Origin of the sequence: Dyadobacter sp. CY327 (assembly GCF_021390415.1) — a bacterium.
GTDB lineage: Bacteria > Bacteroidota > Bacteroidia > Cytophagales > Spirosomataceae > Dyadobacter > Dyadobacter chenhuakuii.
Genome location: NZ_JAJUXJ010000001.1, coordinates 769,613 through 784,584, shown reverse-complemented (window position 1 = coordinate 784,584; position 14,972 = coordinate 769,613). Strand labels below are relative to the sequence as shown.

The following is a 14,972-nucleotide window of genomic DNA, read 5'->3' as shown; positions in this document are numbered from 1 at the left end:
CAAAGGGCGGTCCCAAGTCTGAAATCTGAGCCTAAAAGTAGAAAATTATTCAAAGAATGTCTTCCAGCACTTTACCGTTGAAACGTCTTTTCAGCTTTAAAGCATTTTCCAGTTGGTGCAGATAGTGCTCACGCGGAATTTCAATAGCCCCATAACGCAGCACATTGTCATTGATAAACTGCGTATCGAGCAACACAAAGCGGTTCATTCGCAGGATTTGGATCAGATAATGAAACGCCACCTTCGAAGCATTGCTTTCATACGAAAACATCGATTCGCCAAAGAAAACACCATTGATCGAAACGCCATAAAGCCCTCCTACGAGCTTGTTTTCGCGATAAGTCTCCACGCTGTGCGCATAACCGAGCTCGTGCAGCGCGGTGTAGGACGCAATGATCTCCTCAGAAATCCAGGTTCCCGGCTCCGTAGCCCGTGGCGCTGAACAGCCGCGCATCACGCCTCCAAAATCCCAGTTAACCCTGATATCAAAGTACTTTTTATTCAAAACAGGCCGAAGGGATTTGGAAGGTTTATAGGTCTCAATGGGAATAATAGCCCGTGGGTTTGGCGAATACCAATAAATGGTCCCGTCCGCCTCGGCCATTGGGAAAATCCCATTTATATATCCGTTTAAAAGGTCATCTGTACTGATTGCTGACATGAAAGTCATATTTTAAAAATGGGTATGCCTCGGTTTTGTACAAAACACAAGCGGGTAAGTAATAAAAACTTTTATTCAAAATCGAACCATAAAAATATATCTTCTGTTTCTTTGGAGTGACAATTTTTTTTTCAAAATTTGCAGCCTCTTAGACGCATTAGCAAGTCAATGAACGACAACGGCATACATACTGTTCTTCATACTACGCCTTTTCGATTCAGGTCCCCCCGGACCGCATAATTTCTTTTTACCTACGTGGTAAAACTTTTATACCCACCAACTTTTCCAATTTTCAAAACGTCCCATCGTTTTCTCTGGGTGTAATAATTATTGTTTCGAACATTTTTGTCAGAATCGCCATCAATGAAAAATACCGAAGTAGTGGGCAGTAAGTTTATAGTGCAGACTGCCAATGAAAATCATCTTCACTTTGCGGATACAATTTGCGCAGAGATGGAAGAGAGCGCCAAAAAGCGTGGTACTGGTATCGCCAAACGTTCTCCTGTATATATAATGGAAAAAATGGTGGAAGGGAAAGCGATCATCGCAACTACCGACACCGGCGAATGGGTAGGTTTTTGTTACATTGAAACGTGGGAACACGGCAAATTTGTGGCAAACTCAGGCTTAATCGTACATCCTGACTTCCGTAACAGCGGAATGGCAAAGGCTATCAAGCAAAAAGCTTTTGAATTATCGCGCCAAAAATATCCTGATGCAAAGATCATTGGCATTACAACCAGTTTGCCCGTGATGAAAATCAATTCCGACCTGGGCTATGAGCCTGTGACTTTCAGTGAATTACCTGCTGATGACGCTTTCTGGAAAGGATGTGCGAGCTGTGTTAATTACGATGTATTGACCCGGACCGGCAGAAAGCACTGCTTATGCACAGGAATGATGTATAATCCTGAGGATAAAAAGAAAGAGGAAGTGGCAGTTACGGTTGGCGTGGAGCCAGAAAAACATTCCTGGGATTTCCTGAAAGAATCGAGCTTGTACGAGCGCTGGATGCGCATTAAGCAACGCATTTTGTTGCGAAGGGAAGAACGCGCTAAAAAGAAAAACGCCGGCACATTGCTCGTACATTAAAGTACAGCCTTTATTTACAGATTTATATATCTCTTAAATACCTCGCCCGGCAGCCGTTTTTTGGCCCGAAGCGAGGTATTTTTTTGTTACTTTTGTACTCCAATTTAAGCATTTAGTCAGAATCAGATTTTAATATAATGTCACAACCCAAAGTAGTATTAGCGTTCAGCGGTGGATTAGACACCTCTTTTTGTGTAAAATATTTAGCCGAAGACAAAGGTTACGAAGTCCATTCGGTTTTGGTTGATACAGGCGGTTTTTCGGATGAAGAACTGAAAACAATCGAGGCCAATGCGTATGCTTTGGGTGTGAAACAGCATGCAACGATCACAAAGACAAGTGATTACTACAATGACTGCATTAAATATCTGATTTTCGGGAATATCCTTAAAAACAACACTTATCCGCTTTCGGTAAGCGCTGAGCGCGTTTTTCAAGCTGTTGCCGTTGCTGAATATGCTAAGGAGATTGGCGCAAATGCCATCGCGCATGGCAGCACAGGTGCTGGAAATGATCAGGTTCGTTTTGATATGGCTTTTCGCATTATCATTCCTGAGGCTGAGATCATTACACCGATCCGCGACCTGAAACTTTCGCGTGAGGCAGAAATTGAATATTTAACAAATAAAGGCGTTGGCCGTGAATGGGCCAAGGCTGCATATAGCATTAACAAAGGCCTTTGGGGCACTTCGGTTGGTGGAAAAGAGACATTAACCTCTGATCAATATCTTCCGGAATCCGCCTGGCCAACACAAATTTCTAAAACAGAGCCTGAGACAATCACGCTTGAATTTGTAAAAGGTGAATTGAAAGGCGTTGCGGGCGAAAGTTTTGAAAATCCGGTTCAGGCCATTCAGAAATTAGCAGCCATTGCACAGCCTTTCGGAATTGGTCGTGACATTCACGTGGGAGATACGATTATCGGGATTAAGGGGCGTGTTGGTTTCGAAGCTGCGGCTCCTTTGATCATCATTAAGGCGCACCATACATTAGAAAAACACGTGCTGAGCGAGCAGCAGCTTTATTGGAAAGAACAACTTTCTAACTGGTATGGCAGCTTGCTTCACAAAGGTCAGTTTGTAGAGCCGGTGATGCGTAACATTGAAACGTTCCTTACTGATACACAGTCACATGTAACCGGAAAAGTGCACGTCCACCTGGCGCCTTACCGCTTCCACGTAGAAGGAATCGAATCACCATTTGACTTGATGTCATCGAAATTCGGCAGCTACGGTGAAATGAACAACGCCTGGACCGGCGACGACGTAAGAGGATTTTCAAAAGTGGCTTCCAACCAGGTGATGATTTATCAGAAGGTGAGTGAGTCAGCTGGAATTTAAATGGTGCACACCAAATCATTGTGTTATGACTAAAATAGAATTGCAAAGTCAAATTCAGCGAAAAGCGCAGGAATTACCCTTGGATTTACGTCAAGACGTGTATGACTATATGGAATTCATTTTAGAAAAACGAAAAAGAAAGCCTTATTCAACAACCGAGGACTTAGAAAACTGGTGGCAGAACATCTCTAATTTTTCAGGGGATTTTATGGAGAAAAGCATTCAGCCGCAGGTTGAAAATTTGAGAATTGAAAATTGGGTTACGGAATGAACAATATTAATATAGGAATAATAGGCGCGGCAGGTTACACAGGCGGGGAATTGATCAGAATATTGCTGAATCATCCGAATGTTGTTATTGCTTTCGCGCATAGTAAAAGCCAGGCTGGGAAACCGATTTATGCGACGCATACAGATTTGCTTGGAGATACAGATCTGGCTTTTTCGGGAGACGAGATCCAGACGCTGTTAGAGCAGGACAATTTGCATGCAATCTTTCTTTGCTCTGGTCATGGTGAATCCCAGAAATTTCTGAACGAGTACAATGTTCCGGAATCTGTTAAGATCATTGACCTGAGCACTGATTTCCGTGACGAGTCGAACGGGTTTGTTTACGGATTGCCAGAGTTGCAACGTGAAAGAATTAAGACAGCAACGAAAGTCGCCAACCCGGGTTGCTTTGCAACAAGCATTGAACTCGCGATTTTACCATTGGCTGAGGCTCGATTGATCAAAGATGACATTCACGTGAGCGCGGTTACGGGCAGCACAGGCGCAGGTCAGGCATTGAGTGCGACGACGCATTTTAGCTGGCGGAGCAATAATATCTCGATTTACAAAGCCTTCACCCATCAGCATTTGACCGAGATCAAAATGAGTTTAGGCAAGCTGCAGGATGGTTTTGATAAAGCAATCAACTTCGTTCCTTACCGCGGCGATTACACACGCGGCATCATGGCGAATGTCTATACAGCCTATGAAGGAACATTAGAAGAAGCCAAAAGCATTTACAAAAGCTTCTACGCCTCACACCCATTCACGCACGTAACCGACGCACCGATTGATTTGAAACAAGTTGTAAACACCAACAAGTGCTTCATCAATCTGGAAGTGCATGACGGACAGCTATTAATAAGCAGCATTATCGATAACCTCACAAAAGGCGCTTCCGGCCAGGCGGTTCAGAATATGAATCTGCTCTTTGATTTGCCGGAGGATGCTGGATTGAGGTTGAAAGCGCCGGCGTTTTAACATTATCTTTTGTAAATCGTAAACTCCATTGCCATGAACGATTTGATGCAAACATTCAATCAACTTAGCGAGTCGCAGCAAAAACAGCTGTTGGCATACGCGGATGGACTTTTGCTGCAACAAAAGGCAAAGAAGGTTGACGGAGATCTCGCGATTTGGAAAGAAAAAATTCTGAATGTGTCAACTTGGAGCGAAGGTGACATTACAGCATTGGAAGAAAATATAAAAGGCATGGACAATTGGAAAGCCCCACAATGGTAATCGATACAGGCATATTCATCGAGCATCTACGGAAGCCAGACAAGTCAAGAACAATCTTGGCGTCTCTACCAAATGACATTTCGATCTTTGTATCGGCGGTGACCGTTTATGAGCTAATGATGGGCGCCACAGACAATCAGAAAAAGACGGATGTCGAAACGCTATTAAATGGGTTGCCTATTTTGCCTTTCAATGAGGAAGTTTCGTTAAAAGCAGCTGAGATTTACCATAACCTGCGAAGGCGGAACTCACTGATAGAATTCCGGGATATTTTCATAGCTGCAACGGCGCTAACATTTCAATTACCAATCAAAACATTAAACCAGGGACATTTTCAGCGGATTGAAAATCTTGAACTTGCCTGATAAACGATATCTAAAATGTCACACTTATTCGATGTTTACCCCATCTACGATATAGAGCCGGTGAAGGCGCAGGGGAGTTATTTGTGGGACCAGAATGGGACCAAGTATCTCGACCTTTATGGCGGGCATGCGGTGATCTCGGTTGGGCATTGCCATCCTTATTATGTGGATATGCTTACGAAACAGCTGAACGCAATTAGTTTTTATTCCAATTCGGTGAAAATTTCTTTGCAGGAAGAGCTGGCGGAAAAACTGGGCGAACTTTCGGGTTATCCCGATTATAAGCTGTTTTTATGCAACTCCGGCGCGGAGGCGAATGAGAATGCGTTGAAACTGGCTTCGTTCCATAACGGTCGCAAGAAGGTTATTTCGTTTATAAAATCGTTTCACGGCCGGACGGCTGGTGCGGTCGCGGCGACGGATAATGCTTCGATTGTTGCGCCGGTTAACTATAAAGAACACGTAACATTCCTGCCATTTAATGATGTTGCAGCTGCGGAAAACGGCATTACGGATGAAGTTTGCGCAGTGATCGTTGAGGGAATTCAAGGTGTTGGCGGGATTAATGTGAGCTCGCATGAATTCTTGCAGACATTAAGACGCAAATGTGACGAAACCGGCGCTGTGCTGATTTTGGATAGCGTTCAATGCGGTTACGGACGGACTGGAAAGTTCTTCTCGCACCAGTTTAGCGGCATTGATCCGGATATAATCTCCATGGCCAAAGGCATGGGCAACGGCTTCCCGATCGGGGGAATCCTGATTTCTCCGAAGTTCAAAGCGAGTTATGGCATGCTGGGAACAACATTTGGTGGGAACCATTTGGCTTGTGCGGCTGGCGTCGCGGTCCTGGATATCATGAAGGATGAAAACTTGCTGGATAACGCCGCGGAAATCGGCGATTATCTTTTGAAAGGAATCGAAGAAATCGGCGGATATAAAGAGCTGAGAGGACGTGGGTTAATGATCGGGATTGAGTATGATTTCCCGGTGAAGGACCTTCGCAACAAACTTTTGTTCGACTATAAAATGTTCACAGGAGTGGCGGGCGCCAACACCATTCGTTTGCTGCCTTCGCTTGCTTTGGGCAAGGACGAGGCGGATCAATTTTTGGAAGTATTGAAAAAAGAGACGTCCGTCACCATTTGATTTAACCTAAACCGCCGCAGAAATTACCAAACTGAATGAAACACTTTCTTTCCATTAACGACGTAACCGACCTGAATCAATTGATCACAAATGGCATCGCTGCCAAGCGTAACCCATTTGCTGAAATTGAGTTAGGAAAAAATAAAACCATCGGACTGCTATTTTTCAATTCAAGTTTGAGAACGAGGATCAGCACGCAGAAAGCCGCGCAAAATCTTGGGCTTAATGTGATTACGATGAATGTTGGCCAGGATGGATGGGGTTTGGAAATGGAGGAAGGCGTGATCATGAACGGTGATAAGGCCGAGCACGTGAAGGAAGCTGCGGCTGTCATCGGCAGTTATTGCGATATCATCGGCATCCGGTCGTTTGCTGGATTGCAGGATCGGGAAAAGGATTATGCCGAGATCGTTTTTCAGCAATTTAAAAAATACGCTGACGTTCCGATCATTAATCTGGAATCGGCCACAAGGCATCCTTTACAATCCCTTGCAGACTGCATTACGATTGAAGAATTTAAGATCAAACAGCGCCCTAAGGTCGTTTTGACGTGGTTACCCCATTTCAAAGCATTGCCGCAGGCCGTTGCCAATTCGTTTTGTGAATGGATGAACCCGATGGACGTGGAACTTGTGATCACGCATCCCGAAGGTTATGATCTTGCGCCGGAATTTGTTGGAAAAGGTCAGGTGATTTATGATCAGGATAAGGCTTTGGAAGGTGCTGATTTTGTTTATGGCAAAAACTGGTCGTCCTACCAGCATTATGGACAGGTTTTGACGAGCAATCCTTCCTGGATGATTACGGAAGCAAAAATGTCCCGGACGGATAATGGTAAATTCATGCATTGCCTGCCATTGCGCCGGAATATGAAGGTGGCGGATGAGGTTTTGGATGGACCAAGATCATTGGTGATTGAACAAGCGGCAAACCGCGAATGGTCTGCGCAGGCGGCGTTACGCGAGGTTTTGCTACATATTTGAAATGATTTAAAGAATGACTACGGAAACATTGGCACAGCCAGACAGCTCAATAAACATGAAATCGGTCCGCAAAACGGGCGTCCTGATCGTAAACCTGGGAACGCCGGATAGCCCGTCCGTGCCGGATGTGCGCAAGTATCTGCGTGAGTTCCTGATGGACGAGCGCGTGATCGACATTCCATACATTAACCGCTGGATGCTGATTAACCTCATAATCGCACCATTCAGGGCTCCGAAATCGGCCAAGGTTTACAAGCAGCTTTGGAGACCGGACGGATCTCCTTTGAAGATTTACGGCTTTTCGGTTAAGGAAAAATTGCAGCGCGTGCTCGGCGATGATTATGTTGTAGAACTTGCGATGCGTTACCAAAGCCCGAGCATTGAAAACGGTTTGAAAGAACTAAGGAAGCAAACACTTTCTGAAATCATTGTCGTTCCGTTTTTCCCTCAATATGCCTCAGCTTCAACGGGTTCTGTATACAAAGAAGTGATGCGCGTGGTGCAGGACTGGGAAGTTTTGCCTGAGATTAAATTCATCAACCGCTTTCTGGATCATCCTAAATTCATTGAAGGTTTTGTGAATCTGGGAAAAAAATACATGGCGCAGCAGCATTATGACCATGTTGTTTTCAGTTACCACGGATTGCCTGAAAGACAGATTACAAAAGGCGATGTAACAGGCAGTTTCTGCCAATTTGGCTCTTGCTGCGATCATTTGGATGCAAGAAACCAACATTGCTATCGTGCGCAATGCTTTGAAACGACTCGTTTGCTGGTGGAAGGCTTAGGCTTGAAAGAAGGCACTTATACAACTTGCTTTCAATCCAGATTGGGCAAAAATCCCTGGATAAAGCCTTATACAGATGAAGTGATTCCTGAATTGACCAAAAAAGGTGTAAAAAGCGTCCTTGCATTTTCGCCCGCATTTGTTGCCGATTGTCTGGAAACGACCATTGAAGTTGGTGAAGAATATAAAGAGATTTTTGAGAAAGAAGGCGGTCAGCACTGGCAGCTGGTGGAGAGCTTGAATGACAGTGACATCTGGATCGAAACTTTGGAAGACATCATAAAAAAAGCGGTTTGATAACCGCTTTTTTGCTTTATAAAACTACACTTTCCTTTTTATATAATTCCGCCAGCGTATGCACGGCATAATCAATCTCCTCTTCCGTATTATATTTTCCAAAAGAGAAACGAACATTAGCGCGGTTCTCATCAATTTTCAGCTCCGTCAGCACGTGTGAGCCGATTTCCGTTCCACTGGCACAAGCGCTTCCTCCTGAGACTGCGACGCCTGCAATATCCAGGTTAAAAAGTAGCATATCACTAATATCAGAAGGCGGCAAGCTGACATTCAGCACAGTGTAAAGACTTTTGTCCAAATCCGCCGAATTGCCGTTGAATGTAATGCCATCAATGCTGTTCGTCAATTTGCCTATCATGCGCAGTTTCAGGCTTTCAATGTGCCTGCGGTGCGCATCCATGTCGCGGTAGGCGATTTCCAATGCTTTCGCTAAGCCCACAATGCCGTAAATGTTTTCCGTTCCGCCACGCATGTTACGCTCCTGCGCGCCTCCGTGTACGAAGGGAGCAATTTTAATTCCCGGACGCATGTAAAGGAAACCAACGCCTTTCGGACCATTGAATTTATGGGCTGCACCGACGATGAAATGGGTTTTCAACTTCTGAAGATCATGGTTATAATGACCCATCGTCTGCACCGTGTCACTGTGAAAAACAGCATTGTATTTTTCGCAAATGTCGCCTACTGCTTCCAGATCGAGCAAATTACCTATTTCGTTGTTGCCATGCATTAACGAAACCAGTGAGCGGGAATTGGATTGCAGCAATGTTTCCAGATGCTGTAAATCAACCTCTCCTTTTTCGTTAAGATTAACGAAACTCAGCTGAATTTGTCCCGACTTTTGAAGATGTTCGAGCGTGTGCAAAACGGCATGATGCTCGATGCGGGACGTGATAGCATGTTTTAATCCAAGTGTTTCAATGCTGGAACGGATTGCTGTGTTATCTGCTTCCGTGCCGCCTGATGTAAAGAATATTTCCGCAGGAGCTGCATTTAAAATCCCTGCAATGCTTTTTCTGGCTTTTTCTATAGATGACCTGACTGCCCTCCCAAAGGAATGTATGGAAGAAGGATTGCCGAATTGCTCGGTCATAAGCGGCAACATAACCTCCAACACTTCCGGATCAAGGCGCGTAGTGGCGGCGTTGTCCAAATAAACTTTCATTGTTGCCTGTTTTTTGGCTCAGAGATGATCTCCTTAATGTCTGAAATGATCTTGTTCGCAAGGTTAATGGCAGTCGTTTGCGTTTCCGACTCTGAGTAAATGCGAATAATCGGCTCAGTATTAGACTTGCGCAAATGCACCCATTCTCTGTCAAATTCAATGCGCACACCATCAATTGTGTTCAATGGCTGCTTGGAATAACGCGTTTGAATGCGGCTCAGAATGTTGTCCACATTGATATCCGGCGTCAGCTCGATCTTATTTTTTGAAATATAATAGCTTGGGTATGAGCGGCGCAGCACAGAAGCAGTTTTGCCAAACTTGGCCAGATGCGTCAGAAATAAAGCAATTCCAACCAAAGCATCACGTCCGTAATGGCTTTCAGGATAGATCACCCCGCCATTTCCTTCACCACCAATAATCGCCTGGTTCGCTTTCATCATATTTACAACATTCACCTCGCCTACTGCCGAAGCGAAATATTTTCCTCCTGCCTTAATCGTCACATCACGCAATGCGGCCGTGGACGACAAGTTGGAAACCGTGTTACCAGGTGTGTTTTTAAGCACATAATCTGCAACGGCCACCAATGTATATTCTTCACCAAACGGCGTTCCGTCTTCGCACATCAGCGCCAGACGATCCACATCCGGATCCACGACAATGCCGAGATTGAAAGAACCATCATTCAGTTCCTTGCTGATTTCACGCAAATGTTCAGGAAGTGGCTCCGGATTGTGTGCGAAATTGCCCGTAGGCTCGCAATTTAACTTCTTAATGTTCTTTGTAGAAACACCTAACGCTTCCAGGAGCATCGGAACAACGATCCCGCCCGTAGAATTGACAGCATCAACAACGATCCTGAAATTTGCATTCGTAATGGCTTCCACATCCACCAATGGAAGTGCAAGAACCTGATCTATATGCTTTTGTAAATATGTATCATCCGCAGTGTAGCTTCCCAATTTTTTAACGTCAACAAAAACAAAATCTTCCTCATCGGCAATCCGCAAAACTTCTGCACCTTCTTCTTCGGAAATAAATTCTCCGTCGTGGTTCAGCAGTTTCAGCGCATTCCATTGAATCGGGTTGTGGCTTGCTGTTAAAATAATCCCTCCTGCTGCTCCTTCGGCCGTAACGGCAATCTCAACAGTAGGCGTAGTGGATAGGCCAAGATCAGTTACATGAAGCCCGACTCCCTGCAATGTCCCGGCAACAAGGCGGCTCACCATTTCACCGGATAAGCGTGCGTCCCTGCCAATAATAACCTTTAAATTTTGTGGATTTGTACGCCTCAGCCATGTCCCGTAAGCCGCTGCAAACTTAACAACATCAATCGGAGTCAGCGCCTCACCCGATTTTCCACCCACGATACCTCTGATTCCTGAGATAGATTTAATTAACGTCACGATCTAGAATTCCTCTTTTTGTTTGGTTGCAAAAATACTAAATTTCCCTCTCTACTGTCCGATTTTTCTTGAAACAAAAGTAACATTTGACTTAGCGTTGGTGCTAGCCTTATAGTAACTCAATGTCTACATTGGTCGTAAGCCAGGAGCTTGTATAGCCTAAAAATGAACCCATCACGGGCGCCAGCTGGTCGTAATCCGCGGATGTTCCCATACTGATATGATTGTTTATCACAGCTTTACCTTCCGTGGGGTCAAATCCCCGCCATCCTGCGCCGGGCAGAAAGACTTCCGCCCATGCATGCAATTCGTGTGCCTGCTGAGGGTTTCCGTATAAATATCCGCTCACGAATCTTGCCGCAATTCCCAGGCTCCTGCAAGCGCCAATGAACAAACGGGCGTATTCACGGCATGACCCGCTCCTGTCCCGCAAGGTATCATCAGGAGGATAAGCATTGCCATATTCACGTTGCTGATACACAAAGTTTTGGCTGATATATTGGCTCATTTCCACCAGGAAAGGAATGGTTGCGTAGTTAACATGCGCAGCGATTTTCCGGGCAAACTGCTCCACTTGCTGCGTTGCGTCAGTTTTGTCCAGATAGGGGATCAGGTATTTGTAAATCCGGTTATCGTATAAAAAAGGGATTTTGCTGGTCTCGAAAGGATAAAACACAAAGTCGAAAACATTGACAGGCTCCGAACTCACGGTTATGGATGCTTCTACAAAAAGCCTGCTGTAAGGTTGATTATAGAAGTAAATCAAATGCTGAACATTGCCTTCGACATCTACGTTTTTAACGATTTTAGATGGTTGCGGATCAATGGACAGGTTATATTCCAGCAATCGCTGGTGCGGATAAGATCTTGGATACAAATACAAGGTGTGCATTTCCAAGACCACCGGAGCATTATACTGATATTCCAGAGCGTGCCGGACTTTTAAATTCATAAACTTTCCGGTCAGTTAGTTGTGATGATTTGGTCAATTCATCCACTGGGTTTTGAATTGCCCGGATGATTGGCTTTGCGTCTGACTCTGTGAATTCCCCTGGGACTGGCTTTGAGACTGACCTTTTTCCAGACCGAAATACATGTCGAAAATCGCGTTGTCTACTTCGTTGTTCTTAGTCTGAAATTTATCCAGATATTCATGAAGGCCCATTTTAAAAACGTCTTCCACGTCTGTAAATTCCAGTTCTGTCCGGATTTTACTTAATACACGTTCAGCAGGATTGGTGTGGCCGCGTTCGGGAATCGACCCGGCAATCGCGTACAAGGAAAGCTCGGCCTGCCGCACGCAGTAAGCAATGGATCTCGGGAAGAGCTTATCGAGAATAAGAAAAGCCACAATGTTCATCGGCGTGAGCGCACGGTGCGTCTGCCTGTACATATTATATGCGCTTACCGATTTTAGAACCGCCGTCCAGAGCATCAAATCAAGCGTAGAGCCCGAGGTTCCTGAATCTTGTAGTAATGTAAAATACTTCACATCAAGAAAACGCGAGCATTTATCTGCGCGCTCTATATGCCTGCCCAGGCGACCAAAATGCCATGCCTCATTGCGCGTGATGGACGAATCCACAACTCCGTGAAAAAGCTGGCAGCTTTTACGGATATCCGTGAAATAGGACTGCATATGGTCCATATTCCGGAAATTGTCCGGGTTTGTGCTGCGGATCGAGAGATAAAAAGTATTGATACTCTCCCACATTTCCTTAGAAATCGTTTCCCTTATCGTACGCGCATTTTCACGCGCTTCGTATAAGCAGCTGATGATGGAATTAGGATTTCTCTTATCAAACGTCATAAAATGTATAACGTCCTCTTTTGTAGGCTTTTCGTAATATTTATAAAACAAATAATGATCAGCAGTTGCAATCAGAAGCGGTTCCCATTGCTCATCCACGTCGGGCGGCAGGTCCAATGCCAGATTAAAATTAACTCCCACAAACCGAGCGTAGTTTTCAACCCGTTCTATGTAACGATTCATCCAGTATATTGAATTGGCAACTCGGCTAAGCATAAATTGAAATTGTTGTCTTTAAAATGTTTAATCAGAATAATTGCTAAGTAATTATACCAAAATACCTAATAAAATTTTGCAAATACAAGAACCTACGAAAAGTAATATAAGTTCTCGAAAGATTATTATTGGCAGAAAAGAGAGAGTGATCCTGTGAAAACTTCCTGAAAAGGTTAATTTTTGTAAATTAACAATCCATAAACATAACCTTTATTCCCGTGTCAAAAAAAGAACAATTTGTTGCAGCCATCCAAAAATCCTATCGTACCGATAAACCTGTGATCCATTTAGGTTCCGCTATTCTAGAAGGCGAAATCATTGGAGATGCAAGGGTAAATCTGCCTTTGCGCATGATGAACCGGCATGGATTGGTGGCTGGGGCAACGGGATCAGGAAAAACACGGACTTTGCAAGTGCTTGCAGAACAGCTTTCTGCGGCGGGTGTGCCAGTTTTTATGTCGGATATAAAAGGGGATCTTTCAGGCATTGCGCAGCCCGGGCAAACCAATGCGGCATTGCAGGAAAGGTCGGCGGCACTGGGAACGGTGTTCGAACCCAAAGGTTATCCTGTTGAACTTTATTCATTAAGCGGCCAGAAAGGTGCCCAAATGCGTGCTACGGTCCTGGAATTCGGGCCGATATTGCTTTCCAAAATCTTTGAACTGAATGACACGCAGTCAGGCGTTTTAGCCATTCTATTCAAATATGCCGATGACAAAGATCTCCCTATGGTGGATCTTAATGATTTAAAAAAAGTGCTGAACTATCTTTCCGAAGGACCCGGAGCGGCAGAAATTAAAGCTGATTATGGCAGCATTTCGACTTCTACGGCCGGGACTATCCTGCGCAAGATCGTTGCCCTGGAACAACAGGGTGTAGGGACGATTTTTGGCGAAAAATCTTTTGACATTACCGATCTGATTAATCGCGTGGACGGACAGGGCGTGATCAGCTTGCTGAACATTTCAGACGTTCAGGACAAGCCAGCATTGTTTTCAACATTTATGCTTAGCTTGTTGGCAGAGCTTTACACGAAACTGCCCGAAGCCGGCGACCTTGATAAACCCAAGCTTGTCTTTTTCCTGGACGAAGCGCATTTGCTGTTTAAAGATGCACCAAAGGCGTTTCTGGATCAGATTGAGCAGGTTGTGCGACTGATTCGTTCCAAAGGTGTTGGGATTTTCTTTTGTACACAAATGGCGCAGGACGTTCCGGTGTCGGTTTTGTCTCAATTGGGAAACCGCGTGCAGCACGTGCTCAGGGCATTTACGCCGCAGGATGCAGATGCATTGAAACAGACCGTTAAAACTTACCCGAAATCTGATTTTTACGCTATCGATCAGATCCTAACTACACTAGGGATCGGACAGGCATTGATTACGGTTTTGAATGAAAAAGGTATCCCGACTGAGGTTGCGGCAACCCATTTGCTTCCGCCGAACTCGGTAATGGGGCCAATGGTGCAGGCCGATTACGATAACCATGTCAGACAATCAGACGTTTACCTGAAATACAAAGATCCAATCGATCCAGAAAGTGCTTACGAAATGCTTACCAAGCGCATGGAAGCGCATGCACAGGTCGAAGCAAAAGCCCAAGAAGAAGTTGCGGAAGTAAAAAAAGGAAAGGAAGAAAAAGGAATGCTTTCCGAGGCGCTAAACTCACCACTCGCCAAGCAAATTGGCCGGGAAGTGGTAAGGGGCGTTTTCGGAATGTTATTTGGTAAAAAAACGACGAGTACCCGCAAGAAAAGCGGCGGATTCTTTGGTTTCTAGTCTGATAGTTTCACACTGATTTTCTGTCCCGGATCTTTGAAAACAAACTCACAGTCTTCAAATTTCGGGGCAGAGAATTTAGGCCTGAAATTCTTGCTGAAACCATATGGTTCTTTGGGAATGCCGACTAAGTTTTTATCCAGCACCCCATTACTGTTCAGGTCGTGGTAAACGGCCAGGGCATAGCGCCCGGGAGCGAGGTCAAATGCAACATACTGAGGAGCAGCGCCTTTCACATCAACGATCCTGTAAATTTTAGGCTTTTCTTTGCCGGCAAATTTCTCCTCCGGCTTATATAGGGCGATCCAGAGCTTTCCCTGGTTCTTTTTGATGTTGGTAAACTCAATATTCAATGTCATTGCAGGCTCTGTATACCAGCCTAACAAACAACTCACAATCCATACAAGCATA

At 44.8% G+C, this 14,972-nt stretch carries 16 protein-coding genes; 10 read left to right on the top strand and 6 right to left on the bottom strand.

The features are described from left to right. Positions 1-49: 49 nt before the first annotated feature. Positions 50-661: a leucyl/phenylalanyl-tRNA--protein transferase gene (gene aat, locus LZG74_RS03390; protein WP_233795203.1), complete on the bottom strand. Its 612-nt coding sequence runs from the start codon at positions 659-661 to the stop codon at positions 50-52. 363 nt (positions 662-1,024) lie between these two features. Here aat and LZG74_RS03385 point away from each other — a divergent pair, with 363 nt between their 5' ends. From LZG74_RS03385 to hemH, 9 genes are all read left to right on the top strand, one after another. Then, the gene (locus tag LZG74_RS03385) at positions 1,025-1,753 is read left to right on the top strand and encodes a GNAT family N-acetyltransferase (RefSeq protein ID WP_233795202.1); all 729 of its coding nucleotides are present in this window, start codon (positions 1,025-1,027) and stop codon (positions 1,751-1,753) included. Positions 1,754-1,890: 137 nt separating this feature from the next. Next, on the top strand, positions 1,891-3,093 hold the full coding sequence (locus LZG74_RS03380) for an argininosuccinate synthase (RefSeq protein WP_233795201.1): 1,203 nt from the start codon (positions 1,891-1,893) through the stop codon (positions 3,091-3,093). A gap of 25 nt (positions 3,094-3,118) precedes the next feature. After that, positions 3,119-3,364: a DUF2281 domain-containing protein gene (locus tag LZG74_RS03375; protein ID WP_233795200.1), complete on the top strand. Its 246-nt coding sequence runs from the start codon at positions 3,119-3,121 to the stop codon at positions 3,362-3,364. Continuing rightward, positions 3,361-4,344 (top strand): N-acetyl-gamma-glutamyl-phosphate reductase, encoded by a 984-nt coding sequence (argC, locus tag LZG74_RS03370; protein WP_233795199.1) that lies wholly within the window; start codon positions 3,361-3,363, stop codon positions 4,342-4,344. Before LZG74_RS03375 ends, argC begins: the two co-directional genes overlap by 4 nt. Positions 4,345-4,377: 33 nt before the next feature. Next, on the top strand, positions 4,378-4,605 hold the full coding sequence (locus LZG74_RS03365) for a hypothetical protein (RefSeq protein WP_233795198.1): 228 nt from the start codon (positions 4,378-4,380) through the stop codon (positions 4,603-4,605). Beyond that, entirely contained in the window at positions 4,599-4,970 is a 372-nt protein-coding gene (locus tag LZG74_RS03360) for a type II toxin-antitoxin system VapC family toxin (protein ID WP_233795197.1), read from the top strand. The genes LZG74_RS03365 and LZG74_RS03360 overlap by 7 nt, the downstream gene beginning before the upstream one ends. 15 nt (positions 4,971-4,985) lie before the next feature. Beyond that, complete coding sequence (locus LZG74_RS03355) at positions 4,986-6,119, top strand: aspartate aminotransferase family protein (RefSeq protein ID WP_233795196.1); 1,134 nt, start codon at positions 4,986-4,988, stop codon at positions 6,117-6,119. A gap of 35 nt (positions 6,120-6,154) precedes the next feature. After that, on the top strand, positions 6,155-7,102 hold the full coding sequence (locus LZG74_RS03350) for an N-acetylornithine carbamoyltransferase (RefSeq protein WP_233795195.1): 948 nt from the start codon (positions 6,155-6,157) through the stop codon (positions 7,100-7,102). Between the two features lie 13 nt (positions 7,103-7,115). Continuing rightward, positions 7,116-8,186 carry a ferrochelatase gene (hemH, locus tag LZG74_RS03345; protein ID WP_233795194.1) on the top strand — a complete coding sequence of 357 codons (1,071 nt, stop codon included), beginning with the start codon at positions 7,116-7,118 and terminating at the stop codon, positions 8,184-8,186. Positions 8,187-8,202: 16 nt separating this feature from the next. Here the strand turns inward: hemH and LZG74_RS03340 are convergent, their stop codons facing one another. The 4 genes from LZG74_RS03340 to LZG74_RS03325 all read right to left on the bottom strand — a co-directional run bounded on the left by LZG74_RS03340 (position 8,203) and on the right by LZG74_RS03325 (position 12,786). After that, complete coding sequence (locus LZG74_RS03340; protein WP_233795193.1) at positions 8,203-9,351, bottom strand: cysteine desulfurase family protein; 1,149 nt, start codon at positions 9,349-9,351, stop codon at positions 8,203-8,205. Next, the gene (gene glmM, locus LZG74_RS03335) at positions 9,348-10,760 is read right to left on the bottom strand and encodes a phosphoglucosamine mutase (protein ID WP_233795192.1); all 1,413 of its coding nucleotides are present in this window, start codon (positions 10,758-10,760) and stop codon (positions 9,348-9,350) included. The genes LZG74_RS03340 and glmM overlap by 4 nt, the downstream gene beginning before the upstream one ends. 109 nt (positions 10,761-10,869) lie before the next feature. After that, a complete protein-coding gene (locus LZG74_RS03330) occupies positions 10,870-11,712 on the bottom strand; it encodes a transglutaminase family protein (RefSeq protein ID WP_233795191.1) in 843 nt (280 codons plus the stop codon). 33 nt (positions 11,713-11,745) lie between these two features. Then, positions 11,746-12,786 (bottom strand): alpha-E domain-containing protein, encoded by a 1,041-nt coding sequence (locus LZG74_RS03325; RefSeq protein ID WP_233795190.1) that lies wholly within the window; start codon positions 12,784-12,786, stop codon positions 11,746-11,748. A 218-nt stretch (positions 12,787-13,004) separates the two neighbouring features. On the opposite strand from LZG74_RS03325, the gene LZG74_RS03320 reads away from it, so the two are divergent. Further along, the gene (locus tag LZG74_RS03320; RefSeq protein ID WP_233795189.1) at positions 13,005-14,561 is read left to right on the top strand and encodes a helicase HerA-like domain-containing protein; all 1,557 of its coding nucleotides are present in this window, start codon (positions 13,005-13,007) and stop codon (positions 14,559-14,561) included. Here the strand turns inward: LZG74_RS03320 and LZG74_RS03315 are convergent. After that, the gene (locus LZG74_RS03315; protein ID WP_233795188.1) at positions 14,558-14,971 is read right to left on the bottom strand and encodes a DUF2141 domain-containing protein; all 414 of its coding nucleotides are present in this window, start codon (positions 14,969-14,971) and stop codon (positions 14,558-14,560) included. The two genes, LZG74_RS03320 and LZG74_RS03315, sit on opposite strands and share 4 nt — an antisense overlap. Position 14,972 lies beyond the last annotated feature (1 nt).

Excerpts from the sequence above, each read along its gene's own strand:
- aat (WP_233795203.1), bottom strand. The coding sequence starts at position 661 with ATGTCAGCAATCAGTACAGATGACCTTTTAAACGGATATATAAATGGG.
- LZG74_RS03385 (WP_233795202.1), top strand. The coding sequence starts at position 1,025 with ATGAAAAATACCGAAGTAGTGGGCAGTAAGTTTATAGTGCAGACTGCC.
- LZG74_RS03380 (WP_233795201.1), top strand. The coding sequence starts at position 1,891 with ATGTCACAACCCAAAGTAGTATTAGCGTTCAGCGGTGGATTAGACACC.
- LZG74_RS03375 (WP_233795200.1), top strand. The coding sequence starts at position 3,119 with ATGACTAAAATAGAATTGCAAAGTCAAATTCAGCGAAAAGCGCAGGAA.
- argC (WP_233795199.1), top strand. The coding sequence starts at position 3,361 with ATGAACAATATTAATATAGGAATAATAGGCGCGGCAGGTTACACAGGC.
- LZG74_RS03365 (WP_233795198.1), top strand. The coding sequence starts at position 4,378 with ATGAACGATTTGATGCAAACATTCAATCAACTTAGCGAGTCGCAGCAA.
- LZG74_RS03360 (WP_233795197.1), top strand. The coding sequence starts at position 4,599 with ATGGTAATCGATACAGGCATATTCATCGAGCATCTACGGAAGCCAGAC.
- LZG74_RS03355 (WP_233795196.1), top strand. The coding sequence starts at position 4,986 with ATGTCACACTTATTCGATGTTTACCCCATCTACGATATAGAGCCGGTG.
- LZG74_RS03350 (WP_233795195.1), top strand. The coding sequence starts at position 6,155 with ATGAAACACTTTCTTTCCATTAACGACGTAACCGACCTGAATCAATTG.
- hemH (WP_233795194.1), top strand. The coding sequence starts at position 7,116 with ATGACTACGGAAACATTGGCACAGCCAGACAGCTCAATAAACATGAAA.
- LZG74_RS03340 (WP_233795193.1), bottom strand. The coding sequence starts at position 9,351 with ATGAAAGTTTATTTGGACAACGCCGCCACTACGCGCCTTGATCCGGAA.
- LZG74_RS03330 (WP_233795191.1), bottom strand. The coding sequence starts at position 11,712 with ATGAATTTAAAAGTCCGGCACGCTCTGGAATATCAGTATAATGCTCCG.
- LZG74_RS03325 (WP_233795190.1), bottom strand. The coding sequence starts at position 12,786 with ATGCTTAGCCGAGTTGCCAATTCAATATACTGGATGAATCGTTACATA.
- LZG74_RS03315 (WP_233795188.1), bottom strand. The coding sequence starts at position 14,971 with ATGCTTGTATGGATTGTGAGTTGTTTGTTAGGCTGGTATACAGAGCCT.